We start from the raw sequence: 12,617 nt of genomic DNA, 5'->3' as shown, positions 1-12,617 counted from the left end.
TTTTCTGCGATACTTTTTATCGATTCCCCATCGAATTTCTGGAACCAAACGATAACTCTTTTGTCTAATGAATAGAGAGGTGAGGCGATTGGGCTTGGAATATTTGAATAATATGGTCGGCGCTGATAATCCCGGCACTGTATTAACCGAGATGATGGAGGCCTATGGGCAGGATGTGTGGAATTATGTATATTTCCTCACAAAGCGTCGTGATGTAGCAGATGACATCAGCCAAGAAGTCTTTCTGAGAGCACTTCAACATATTCAGCATTTCGAAGGTCGCAGCTCCGTGAAGACTTGGTTGTTCGCCATTGCTCGCAATCTGACCTTAAACCACCTTAAATCCGCATTCATCCGTAAGGTCACGCTTGTCGACTGGGTATCACCAAAGAGTCATCAACGATCCGCTGAAATGGAAGCCATCGGGAGTATGGAAGTATCTCGAATATGGCAGTATGTACTCAGTTTACCCTTCAAACTCAGAGAGGTATTGCTCCTCGAATTTCATTACCAGATACCGAGGCGTGAAATTGCAGCTCTCCTTGATATTTCTGAAGGCACAGTTAAATCACGACTTCATCGTGCCCGTGTTCGCATGGAAGTGCTGCTAAAAGGAGATGAAGCATAAATGAACCACCTTGAGAACGAAAAAGAACAAGATTGGACTAAAGAGCTACGTACCTCTCCGTTTAAGAAGCCATACTTTACACAAGATATGAAGAACGATGTGCTAGATCGTTCGAGTAAGAGTACTCGGTCAGCTAAGACAAGAAAAAAAAGTGTTTTTCGTGCTACTGTAGCAGGATTAGGCACGTTCGCCATCCTCGGAATGCTCTTTATCTTCCTCCCTAATCTATTGGATAGCCAGAAGGTCCAGCCAGAGAACGAGCCCATGACTATTCCTGGGAACTGGACACCTCATGTGGAATACCTGGCTAAGGACGGAAGTCCGATACTTCAAGTCTTTCCGGGCGGTGAATTTCAGGCAGGAACTCCAGCAGGAAGCTGGTGGAATCTATACGTTCCTATAGAGACACTTACTGGGGAGAGTATTCACATCACGGCGGTTCATAAGGATACTGGCATGCAGATAGAGGAGCTACCTGCTACTACGATCACATCTGATATGACGTATGAAGATTTCACTCGTGTCTCATCAACTTTCTCCCTCCCACTCAGCGGATTATGGAGATTTGATGTATTTATAGGGAAAGAAAAGTTCGGAGATGTTGTGATTGATGTACCGGATAGCAGATGGGAACCAAGCCCTGTATTCAGATCAGGGAATTATGAGATGACAGGTGTAACGAACCGTCTGGGCTTCATTAATCCCGGGTTTATAGCGGGCCAGCCTAATAAATACATGTGGCATTTCTGGGGATCAGACGCGGATCTTACTGGTGAGCTTCGTATTACGGCAGTGGAACAAAATTCACTAGAAATCATAGATGTATTTAAAACGAAGTTGCACCCTAGCAAGCTCAATGGAGCCGATGCTGCCATTCCTACTAAAATGAGTCTCCCTACTCCGGGCCTATGGAGACTTATGGTATCCATTGACGGTCAGCTCTTCGGAAGTGTGATTGTCACCGTCCAATAAACTATAAAAACGGATGCCCTAGGGCATCCGTTTTTATAGTTTAGTTAAACTTCATCATCTACTTCACATTATCGGGGCTTTTTGCACCATCTAACGCTTCTTGTGGAACTTCGATCTTCTTGATCTCATTATGCTTCGAATACGTGCTCTTCATCTTCATATCCAGCGATATACTTTGTCCTTCTTGATCCATCGACATTACCATATCCACATCGGATTTGGTTGGCAGATAGGTGTCTTTTTTCACTCCATAAATAATCTTCATACTCTTGATATCCATTTGCTCCATCATGGCAGCGGTTTGATCATTGGAACCACCAGCTTGATTCATATACGATTTCGCTAGCTCCTTCAGGCTGTCACCAGAAACATCAGCTGTCAAAATATATGCATCGCCTTCTTCACTCACTTTCGTATCTTTGGCGATCGATTTAAACTGCTCAAGCTGCTTCTCAGGACCTTCGGTTGTCATCTCCATGCTAGACATAATTTCTTTAACGCTTTCTTCCGGCAGTTGGAACCATTGACCATCTACAGAAGAATATACACCATTCTGAGTGATGTACTGCTTGATGTTCTGCTTGCCCTCACCAGGTACATCCATAATAATCTCTTGAACCATCTCCATCGGATTCAATGTAGTTTCCATTTTCATCGACATATCGACGTTCTGCTCCTGTTTGTTTTTACCATCACTCATAGTAATCATCTGCTTGATATCAGCATCCATGGCGAAACTCTTCATATTCTGACTCGCCTCTGCCGATTTCTGAATCAGTTCATCTACGGTTGGAAGAGCGTCTTCCTTTGGAGATTCCCCAGGTGTCTCATTATTGCTTCCTGGCTGCTCTGTCGTTGGAGGGGTCGCTGTACCTCCATCCGCTCCCTCATCTTTGCTGCATGCTGTGATCCCCATCACCAAAATCACGCTGAGTAACGCCACTGTCCACTTTTTCAAAATCATTTCCTCCTAAAATATGTATTCTACTCTATTTACCCACATCTCCAGAGATCGTAACAACATAAATGTGTTATCATCAAAAAGAAGTAAGAAATATCATCAAGGGAAGTGCTTCAATTGAAAAATCTCCTTATTACAGGCTACAGGGCTCATGAGCTTGGCATATACAACAATAAACATAAAGGAATCCCCTATATCCGAAAAGCGATTGAGGCAAGACTGATCCCCCTCATTGAGGAAGGGCTGGAATGGGTCATTACACCTGGTCAATATGGAGTCGATCTGTGGGCCTGTGAAGCAGCCATTTCGTTAAAAGCGAAGTACCCTCATCTAAAATGCTCTATTATTACAGCTTATAACCATCCAGAAGAAAAATGGAGCGATGAGAAAAAAGAATACTACCGACAGATCCTAAGCGGAATCGACTATTATGCAGCTGTCAGTAAAGATTCTTATCATGGAAGTTGGCAATTTAAAGCCAGAGATGAACTTCTATTCCGTAAGACAGAGGGAATTTTACTTGTGTATGATGAGGACTCAGGTGAAGCCAGTCCGAAATTCGTGAAGGAACGTGCACTAAAAAAACATATGGAAGAGGGATACCATTACATCAGTATTGGCTCGGAGGAGATTCAGGCCGTTGCAGATGAAGATCATGGTGGATCTGACTTCTACGACGGTTATGACAATAACTAAATAACACAAATAGCCGTCCCTTCACGGGACGGCTATTTATTATACTAAATCTGGAATACAGCTACCGATGAACCGCATTATCTTCGCTTCATCAAGGACTGGTCCAATATGCATCTAAACTCGTATAAGCATAACCATGAGCTTCCGCTACAGCCTGATAGGTAACTTTGCCACCAATAACATTGATTCCTTTGGCCAAAGCCCGATTCGTCATCGAAGCCTCACGCACTCCGAGTTTTGCTATTTTTAACCCATAGGGTGTAGTGGCATTCGTAAGTGCCAGTGTAGAGGTGCGCGCTACCGCTCCTGGCATATTGGCAACAGCATAGTGAATCACGCCGTGCTTAAGATAGGTAGGGTTATCGTGTGTGGTGATGCGGTCAATGGTTTCAATGGAACCTCCCTGATCAATAGCTACATCGATAATCACGGATCCAGGACTCATACCTTTTACCATCTCTTCCGTTACTAACCGAGGAGCTCGCGCCCCAGGGATAAGAACCGCACCCACGACAAGGTCTGCTCCCTTGACCGTCTCTGCTATATGGAAGGGGTCTGACATGATTGTCTTGATTCGCCCATGGAACATATCATCAAGCTGACGCAATCGATTCGGGTTAATATCAAGTATACTTACCTCCGCTCCCATACCAAGTGCAATTCTAGCCGCATTCGTTCCTACAATGCCGCCTCCGATCACAGCAACCTTCCCCGGCGCCACACCAGGCACTCCACTAAGCAATACACCTTTGCCGCCGTGAGCTTTCTCTAGAAAATGAGCCCCAATCTGAATGGACATCCGCCCCGCTACTTCACTCATGGGTGTGAGCAGTGGCAGACTTCCATCATCCAGCTGTATCGTTTCATACGCGATAGCCGTTACTTTTGAATCCACCAGTGCTTTTGTCAGATCCGCTTCTGGTGCTAAGTGAAGATAAGTATACAGAATTAGTCCTTCACGGAAATACGGGTATTCCTCAGGAAGGGGTTCCTTCACCTTAACTACCATGTCTGCAGACCACACTTCTCTGGCAGTCGGAACGATCAAAGCACCCGCGACGGTATAATCTTCGTCAGTGAATCCGATCCCCTCTCCCGCTCCGGTTTGCACCCTAACTTCATGACCTGCATTTCTATAGCTAACTACCGTCCCCGGTGTCATCCCAACGCGGTTCTCATTATTCTTTACTTCCTTCGGAACTCCTATAATCATGGCTTTCAGCTCTCCTTAACATGAAGTATGAGTACTCTCTACAGCATTTTACCCAACTTCAGTAGATCTTCTACCATTATATTAACGAAAGGAATGCACCGGACCGGGCCACTATTCAGGAACAAATATCTCGGTGACGCTACTTAATTTTGAACGCTGCCACCATATTGTTCAACTCTTCTGCCAATTGAGCCAGTGATTGTGCAGTCGCAGCGGTCTCCTGACTGCTGGCTGCCGTTTCTTCCGCAGTGGCAGAAATGCTCTCGATTGCCGTAACGACTTCAGCGGCTTGAGCCGCTTGTTCTTCACTAGCAGCAGCGATTTCCGTTACTGTGTTGGAAGATTCATTTACCATCGTAATTATATGATCAAAAGAATTCCCTGTTTCTTCCGTAGTCATAACACCAGATTCCACAGCCTTCACACTTTCATTCGTATTATCCTGCATCCCCTTGATAATCACCGAAATCTGCTTGGTCGCTTCCCCGCTTCGTTCCGCGAGTTTACGCACTTCATCCGCAACAACAGCAAATCCTCTTCCCTGATCTCCTGCTCGGGCGGCTTCAATCGCTGCATTCAAAGCGAGCAGATTCGTCTGTCCTGCGATCTCGTTAATCACTTTAATGATCTCACCGATACGTACTGAATCTTCCTCAAGCATCGATACCTGCTTGCTCACACGATTCATGCCTTCAATGGACTGCTGAACGACGGTGCCACCTTGAGAAGCAACATCTGAAGTTTGACTCACTAGCTCAGCAGCGGATGTGGCACTGCTGGCCACAGCATTGATCGCATGTGAGAGCTCTTTAAATAACTCATTCATCGTTTGTGCAGCTTCAGCCTGCTGGCTGCTTCCCATCGCCAGTTCTTCTGCACTGGCTGATATTTGCTGCGATGCTGCCGCAACCTGTGAGGCATTCATATTTACTTGCCCAATCATAAGGGTCATACTTTGCGTTATATTATGAAACACGTTTGCTAAAGTTCCAATCTCGTCCTTACGCAGCCGATATTTTTCCGGAAGCTCTTGTGTAAAATCACCCAAGGCCATACTTTCCCCGATCACAACCGCCCGGTTCAAAGGTCTCACAATCGTGTTTGTTAACACTACAATGATGATTCCAAGTAGGATTAGTGTAATGACACCCGCACCAATGATATAAAATAAAAGCTCCAGTGTATCAGCTGCTATTTCCTTCATTGGAATAACTATCGTAACAGACCACGGTGTACCCGTATGTCCAACTTGAATAGGCGTGTACATCAGATAGGTGCCATCAACGTTATAGTTCAGCGTTTTTCCTTCATGAATAGCTGCCAATATATCAGAGACTCGTTCACTAGGAAATACTTCTTTTAGATTTTTTCCAATCTTACTTTTATCGGGCAAAGTAACAATTGTTCCTTCATTGGAATAGAGGTGAGCATACCCTGTCTTAAACAGCTTGAATTGATCCATCATAGCTTGCAGCTTCTCCAGATCAATATCGATACCAACAGCTCCTATGACCTTATCATTCTCTTTAATCGGAACAACAAGAGAGGTCATCATGACTTCTCTATCGTTAATGATCTCTTTATATGGATCTAAAATTGTCTCTTTCCCACTTTTCTTGGTCAAAAGATAGTAGTCACCTACGCCCTCTTTGTCATAACTTTGCAGCGCACTCAGCTCTATCCCTTGGTCCGTCCTTTTCCAATATGGAATTAATCTACCGCTCTGATTCGTGCCTGCTGTATTTCGATAATCCTGGTCCTTACCATCAAACTCATTCGCTTCCCAAATCGTCCAGGCAGCTAAATAATGCTCGTTGTCTTCCAATACATCTTTCAAAATGGCATCGACCGTTGCACGGTTCGTTTCTCCAGTATCCTTCATGATTTCAAAGTTATGTGCCAACGTACGAGCGATCCCCATCGTGGTATCCAACTCATTCTGAACCGATACACCGATTTTCTCTCCCGCCGTCTCAGTCAGAGACATGGCTGAATCCATCGTTTGACTACCCGAAAATACAATAATGGTGTATATCATTCCTGCTAGTAAAATAATAATAGAGCCAAGTATAAAAAACAGCATTCTAGATCGGAGTCTCATCCCGAACATTCCTTTTAAACGTTTCATTATAATAACCCCTTATTCTATGATTTCGCCTTACATTTAAATGACTCTACGAATGGATTCTAATACCCTCTCTTCTTGAAATGGCTTCACAATAAAATCTCTGGCCCCTGCCTGTAGTGACTGCACAACCATAGTCTGCTGCCCCATAGCGGAGCACATAATAATCTTGGCCCCGCCGTCTACCTCTTTAATTCGTTTAACTGCCTCAATTCCTTCCATGACCGGCATCGTGATATCCATCGTAACCAGATCCGGCGTAAGCGTCTTATACTTCTCTATCGCTTCCAATCCGTTCGCTGCTTCCCCCACGACTTCGAATCCGTTTTTCTCCAGCATCGTTTTTAATACGAGCCTCATAAATGCCGCATCATCTACAATCAAAATCTTCTTCATTATTGTGCTCCCCCTTTGTTATGAAACAACATCGCGATATGGATGGCTCCGATTCCCTGGACTTGAACAGATATTTGAACACCTGATTCGAAACCAAATATTTTCAAATCTCCTTTCAATATGGTCGGAGGGGTAATATCAACATGCTTACCTTTTGCAGACAAAATGGTCGATGTGTTACCCGCGATCATATTCGCCACTTCGCCAATAAAGCTATGCAACATTTCACCCTCGAGCGGCATACCGAACATCGTTTCACCTAGTCTGCTAAAAATCTCGGGCTCAGCGTGGAATACCAATCGACCCTGTACGCTGCCTACAATGCCAATCAACACCGCAATTCCTTGCTGTGCGAATCCTTGCTTTATTAGATCAGGTGGAGACACCTCCAAGGGATGCATAATTACCTGCTTCATAGCTTCGATGGTACTATCTAATATCACTAAATCCATTTCGTTCATTTGCACTAAATTCACCCTTTTATAAGAAAATAGACCTATATTTATGTTTGAAAATAATCATACACCCCACAGCTGCAGAGGTAACCGAAAAATAATTGCGCTGCCACGCAAAAATATTGCGGATATTTGCAGTTTTTTGTCGATTAACAAAAAAAAGGACCGATATCCGTTTGGACATCAGTCATCTTTGATAAAAAGAAAAGGATATGTATTCTTATGAGGACGAACTACAAAAGTCTAAGTCAGACAGCAGCCCAAGATTTTTTGCCTTAATGGCTGCTTCTATACGGGATTTCACATTCAACTTTTGAAACAGATTGGTCAAGCAGTATTCTAAGGAGCGCTGGCTCATGATGACCAGTTCTGCTATTTCCTTATTGCTTCTACCGTTTGCAATATATTTTAGTATTTCATATTCCCTTCCCGTAATTGAGCTTGACTCAGTGACCTGAGCCACATTACGAACATGCCCTGTCATTCTTCGCATCTGTTTCACTAAGGATAGAGGGAGCACCACCTCTCCACGCAATGCACAACGGACAGCAGTCACTAGCTGCTCCTTGTTAGATGTTTTATGAACAAGTCCTGCAATTCCTGTTTCGATCATTAGATTAAAATGATTCGTAAAATCATATCCAGTATAGGTTAGGATTATAGCATCAGGTACAATAGCAAGAATCTTCTTAGCAAGATCAATACCATTAATATCAGGCATATGTAGATCAATCAGCATGACATCAAAGCGTTGTTCTTTAACCAAATCTAGTGCTCTATCACCCGTATTCGCTAGTACAACCTTAAAGTCTCCTTCTTGTTCGAGTAGCATCTTGGTTCCTTCCATAACTGAAGGATGATCGTCTACCAATAAGATGTGATGCATTATCTCTTACCCCCGTTTTATAGTATGCAGCATCGTCTTAATCTAAGGGCATCGAAATATAAATACATAATCCGTTGTCTGGAGATGACACAAATTCAATCTCCCCATCCATACTCCGAACCCGTTCTTTTATTCCGTAAATCCCCATACTTCCGAATTGCGGACTCGTATCTACTATCTTCATACCGACTCCATTGTCTTCATACTCCAGATATATACGCTCCATATCACAGAACAACTTTATAAAAACCTCGGTTGCGTTTGAATGCTTGGTGGCATTAGCGAGCATCTCTTGCACAATACGATAAAGTCCGATCAATAGATCATCACTAAGAACCTTCCCCTCATCTAAACATTCGAACGAGATCGCATAATCAGAACGAAGTTGTGTAAATTCAAAGAGCGCTTCAAGCGATCTTTTCAGCCCCACTTCAGTTAGTAGCGGCGGCCGTAATTCATTGCAAGTAATACGTATCTGGTACGTGACATCCAGCAGCCCTTGCTTGATCCGTTCCAGTTCTTCACGTGATTCATTAGACATCTCAATATGAGGATCAGATATAAGTTGATCCAATCTTCGGTACCATATTATCTGCTCCTGCAGAGCTGCATCATGTAAATCCTGTGCCAAGTTCTTTCGCTCATTCTCTGACAGTTGGAACATAAGCCGTAGCAGCCACACAGGGGCACACGACTGAGGAGCAAGTCGTTCTAACCCTCGTGTCAAATCCTCAATTACACGAAAATTATCATACAGAACGTTGACATAACGTGATATCGTATCAAGCCATACTTTTACAGCTTTCACGTGTAAATAGGATGTTTTTTCTCCTACGCATAGGATACAACTCTTTCCATGTATCTCTCCGATCTTCACAAAATGTCCGGTCGGTGTATTCATGATTTGACAGATTGGCAAATTCTCGGCACCCAGTTCACGAATCATCAACAATATATCCACGGGAATTCGAGGATTTCCATGCTTTAACGTTATGTTTGAATGGCAATCAATATCAATGAAACTGATATGATCTGTCTCTAGGACCTGACAGACCTCTCGAACAAAGCGAATGTTTAAATCCTCAATCTTAACCATACCAAACAAATCTGAAGAGAACTGATCCAGACTCATTTGTAGTCTGAAATATCGATCCTCACTCTCTCGAATCATCTCATCAGCATATTGCCGGTCTTTTTCTTCACGCTTTTGTTCTGTGATATCTCTTAAAATGGTAACAGATTCTGTATCAGAGCCTGCAAAAGGAATGGAAGCAGTAATGGCTTCCACATCGATAACGGTACCATCTTTTTGCACAATCCGGTGTTCTCCAAGACGAATGGTCCCACGCTCGCGGTATACCTCTTGTAAATATTCCTGAACCATACTTTTCGAATCCTCATGTATGATGTCCAGAATTGGACGGCCAACGAACTCATCGAGCTCTGTTGCGCCATTTAAAGCCAAAGCTTCAGAATTCAGATATGTATATTTATAATTTTTGTGTAGCAACATGGCTACGGGTGAAATTTCAATTATTTGACGGTTCAACTGCTCACTTTCCATCAGAGCTTTTGCCACTCGTTTACGTTCTGTGATATCTTCAAATACAATTTCGATCATTTCAGATTGATTATCGTATATTGCACTTACCAAGACATCAATGGTTTGACCATCCATTCGATTAATCCTAAGTTCTTTAGGTGACAGATAGCCACTCTCTTGCATCTCCAGTCTAATCATACCCGCCCAGTTAGGCTCTCCTGCAGCAACCCATTCCCATGGACTTGTTCCGATAATGCCCTCCAGGCTTTTGGCTCCGAGCACCTTCAAACCACTCGGATTGAGGTAGGTTAGAACCCCATCTTTTGAGACCGCAATAGCGACCGGTGATAACTCTACAAGTTTACGGTAACGCTCTACACTCTCTTTTAAAGCTCTTTCCATTTTTTTGCGCTCTGTAATATCATGAAATACATGTATAGTAGCTCTGGTCTGCTCATCATATATGCCAGTAACTTCCCCTACAATGACTTGCCCCTTGAGTGTTAGAATCTCATATTCAATCGCATGGCCATATTGATGTGTGACGATGTACTCAATTCGACTACGAGCTTTAGCCATTTCATACGGAGGAAGAACGTCGAATATTGACCGACCAATGAGGTCCTCAAGTGAGTCGGCTCCAAACCACTTCACCCCCGCTGCATTAACAAATATAAACTTCTCATCACGCTGAACAATCATCGGCTGAGTATAAAGGTCGATTAGTCTCCCATATCGTTCATAACTCTCTTTAAAACTATCAACTAAATACGGCTTACAACTAGGGTCAACATTTACGTTCTTATCCTGAGAGTATCTGCAATTCCTGTAGTGCATATCTACGGCATCCTGCTTGCAACGATATATCATATAAACCATTGCAACACTTACAATCAATTCAAGTAACGACAGCAGAACGTATATATTCAAACTTGATCGGAATCCCCTTTTATCATTCATTTAGACTAACTATGATTATTATCGGCGTTTTTTGCGCAAATGCGAATGTTTTTTTAAAATTTTAAATAGAAGTACTATCTTAATAACAAACAAAAAAAGAAACCTCTGTCCTGCATCGGTCTAAATATCCTCCGATAACAATCAACATAAGGTTTCTTTATATTGCTTACTATATTAATAGATAAATCATCCGTTATTCGTTGAGAATACCGTGATCCGATTTCTTCCTTCTTGCTTTGATCTGTACAAAGCCATGTCAGCCCGCTCCAAAAGCTCTTTAGCAGTTATGGCCTCGGAAGGGGTATAGAGCGCAATGCCTACTGATATCGTGATCGCCACTCCATTTGAATCTGGACCTGCTGCCATCCTTAGTCTCAGATTCTCCGCTATCGCTGAAGGTTTCTGAAGGCCTTCCTCTCGGACGAGAATTCCAAACTCTTCTCCACCATAGCGGAAGCATACATCTTGCTGTCTAGCGCATAAGAGCATCTCAGAAGCTAGGTGTTTCAGAACTTCATCCCCAATCGCATGGCCGTACCTATCATTCACACATTTAAAATAATCGATATCGAGCAAAATAATTGCAAATGACTCTTTTGCCTCCGTCCATTCCTCAAGAGATATGTCCAATTTCTTTCGATTCGCAAGCCCCGTTAAACCATCGATCTGTATCTCATCATTAAGAAGATTCAGATGATTGCCTATGCTTTGATGTAACTGCTTCACTTCATAGATGAGAGAGGCAATCTTCGGCATTTCTGGTGGAATAGAATTCTTAGACATCACTGCTTCTTCCGAGAACCTTGCCAATTCGTACAGTGGTGAAGAGATATAACGCGATACGCGCCACGCCACGAACAGAATGATAATACACACTGGAAGCGCCTGCAGTATAATATGCAATGCAAGCTTCTTAAGCGGTTCATTGAGAACGGTTACAGGGGTCTGAGAGACAATTCCCCATCCACCATTTGGTTCATACGCATATCCTGCAAAAAAGTCATGTCCTTGAGAGTTTGTTATCTCCGTTGACCCGCTTATTCCACGAATTGCGTTATTAATGACTGAGTTACCTTCAATCTTCTCATTGATCCGCTCAGCATCCGGATGAAATATAAGGTGGGAGTGCTTATCTACAACGTAGACATAAGAGCCGTTACCATAAAAATGCTCACTCAACAGCCGACTTAGAACATTATCCTCCTGCAGATAAATCGTACCACCAACAAAGCCTTTGTACTGCCCTTCAGTATCGTATATGGGGGATGATACCAGTAAGATTAGACGCCCAGTTGCCGCTATATAAGGCTCTGATATGAGAGGAGTCCTTAACTCAACAGCTTGAATGGATGCATCAGAAGTTAACTGACTCCCTATCAAACTATACGACTGATCCGGCGTAACCGATTGGATATTCCGTTTTGAATCCACAATGACAACCGAGTTGAAGTACTGTTCATTAGCTTTAAACCAGATATCTAAATCACGCTTACTAAAGGAATTTTCACCTGCCAAGCCAGCGATACTATTCATGTTATTCTGCATCATGTTCAATAAGTCAGTTGTATTCGAAGCTAATTTCTTAGCGTATTGATAATTGCTCTCCAAATAATTGGAGGTTAAAGATTTAAGATTAGCGGTTATTGCTAAATACCCTCCGACAACAGCAGTTAGCACTACAGAGCCAACCACTAACAAACCAAGTATCATACGAAGCTTTAAACCTTTACGCTTTCTCACGATGAGCCTTCCTTCGTTCTATAATAGATATCCTGTCGCCTA

At 43.0% G+C, this 12,617-nt stretch carries 11 protein-coding genes; 3 read left to right on the top strand and 8 right to left on the bottom strand.

Annotated elements, in window-relative coordinates; genetic code table 11:
* Window positions 1–67 precede the first annotated feature (67 nt).
* Both ACK8P5_RS05965 and ACK8P5_RS05960 read left to right on the top strand, forming a co-directional pair.
* The gene (locus tag ACK8P5_RS05965; protein ID WP_422660059.1) at window positions 68–628 is read left to right on the top strand and encodes an RNA polymerase sigma factor; all 561 of its coding nucleotides are present in this window, start codon (window positions 68–70) and stop codon (window positions 626–628) included.
* Window positions 629–1,600, top strand: coding sequence for a DUF4871 domain-containing protein (locus ACK8P5_RS05960; protein ID WP_422660058.1), 972 nt, complete (start codon window positions 629–631; stop codon window positions 1,598–1,600).
* Between the two features lie 58 nt (window positions 1,601–1,658).
* On the opposite strand, the gene ACK8P5_RS05955 is transcribed toward ACK8P5_RS05960, so the two are convergent.
* Window positions 1,659–2,558 carry a DUF6612 family protein gene (locus ACK8P5_RS05955; protein WP_422660057.1) on the bottom strand — a complete coding sequence of 300 codons (900 nt, stop codon included), beginning with the start codon at window positions 2,556–2,558 and terminating at the stop codon, window positions 1,659–1,661.
* Window positions 2,559–2,678: 120 nt separating this feature from the next.
* Here ACK8P5_RS05955 and ACK8P5_RS05950 point away from each other — a divergent pair, with 120 nt between their 5' ends.
* Complete coding sequence (locus tag ACK8P5_RS05950) at window positions 2,679–3,257, top strand: DUF1273 domain-containing protein (RefSeq protein ID WP_422660056.1); 579 nt, start codon at window positions 2,679–2,681, stop codon at window positions 3,255–3,257.
* Window positions 3,258–3,348: 91 nt separating this feature from the next.
* Here the strand turns inward: ACK8P5_RS05950 and ald are convergent, their stop codons facing one another.
* From ald to ACK8P5_RS05915, 7 genes are all read right to left on the bottom strand, one after another.
* A complete protein-coding gene (gene ald, locus ACK8P5_RS05945; RefSeq protein ID WP_422660055.1) occupies window positions 3,349–4,470 on the bottom strand; it encodes an alanine dehydrogenase in 1,122 nt (373 codons plus the stop codon).
* Between the two features lie 139 nt (window positions 4,471–4,609).
* Entirely contained in the window at window positions 4,610–6,598 is a 1,989-nt protein-coding gene (locus tag ACK8P5_RS05940; protein ID WP_422660054.1) for a methyl-accepting chemotaxis protein, read from the bottom strand.
* A gap of 36 nt (window positions 6,599–6,634) precedes the next feature.
* Window positions 6,635–6,991, bottom strand: coding sequence for a response regulator (locus ACK8P5_RS05935; RefSeq protein ID WP_422660053.1), 357 nt, complete (start codon window positions 6,989–6,991; stop codon window positions 6,635–6,637).
* Window positions 6,991–7,467, bottom strand: coding sequence for a chemotaxis protein CheX (locus ACK8P5_RS05930; RefSeq protein WP_422660052.1), 477 nt, complete (start codon window positions 7,465–7,467; stop codon window positions 6,991–6,993). The genes ACK8P5_RS05935 and ACK8P5_RS05930 overlap by 1 nt, the downstream gene beginning before the upstream one ends.
* 199 nt (window positions 7,468–7,666) lie before the next feature.
* Complete coding sequence (locus ACK8P5_RS05925) at window positions 7,667–8,332, bottom strand: response regulator transcription factor (protein WP_422660051.1); 666 nt, start codon at window positions 8,330–8,332, stop codon at window positions 7,667–7,669.
* Between the two features lie 37 nt (window positions 8,333–8,369).
* Window positions 8,370–10,805, bottom strand: a complete 2,436-nt coding sequence (locus ACK8P5_RS05920) for a PAS domain S-box protein (protein WP_422660050.1) — start codon at window positions 10,803–10,805, stop codon at window positions 8,370–8,372.
* Window positions 10,806–11,021: 216 nt separating this feature from the next.
* Entirely contained in the window at window positions 11,022–12,575 is a 1,554-nt protein-coding gene (locus tag ACK8P5_RS05915) for a sensor domain-containing diguanylate cyclase (RefSeq protein ID WP_422660049.1), read from the bottom strand.
* Between the last annotated feature and the right edge of the window lie 42 nt (window positions 12,576–12,617).

Source organism: Paenibacillus sp. EC2-1 (assembly GCF_049311625.1).
GTDB lineage: Bacteria > Bacillota > Bacilli > Paenibacillales > Paenibacillaceae > Paenibacillus_AQ.
This window is presented reverse-complemented; position numbering and strand designations above follow the sequence as displayed.

Bases quoted from the DNA above. Each gene is read 5' to 3' on its own strand.
- ald (WP_422660055.1), bottom strand. From the start codon at position 4,470: ATGATTATAGGAGTTCCGAAGGAAGTAAAGAATAATGAGAACCGCGTT.
- ACK8P5_RS05940 (WP_422660054.1), bottom strand. From the start codon at position 6,598: ATGAAACGTTTAAAAGGAATGTTCGGGATGAGACTCCGATCTAGAATG.
- ACK8P5_RS05935 (WP_422660053.1), bottom strand. From the start codon at position 6,991: ATGAAGAAGATTTTGATTGTAGATGATGCGGCATTTATGAGGCTCGTA.
- ACK8P5_RS05965 (WP_422660059.1), top strand. From the start codon at position 68: ATGAATAGAGAGGTGAGGCGATTGGGCTTGGAATATTTGAATAATATG.
- ACK8P5_RS05960 (WP_422660058.1), top strand. From the start codon at position 629: ATGAACCACCTTGAGAACGAAAAAGAACAAGATTGGACTAAAGAGCTA.
- ACK8P5_RS05925 (WP_422660051.1), bottom strand. From the start codon at position 8,332: ATGCATCACATCTTATTGGTAGACGATCATCCTTCAGTTATGGAAGGA.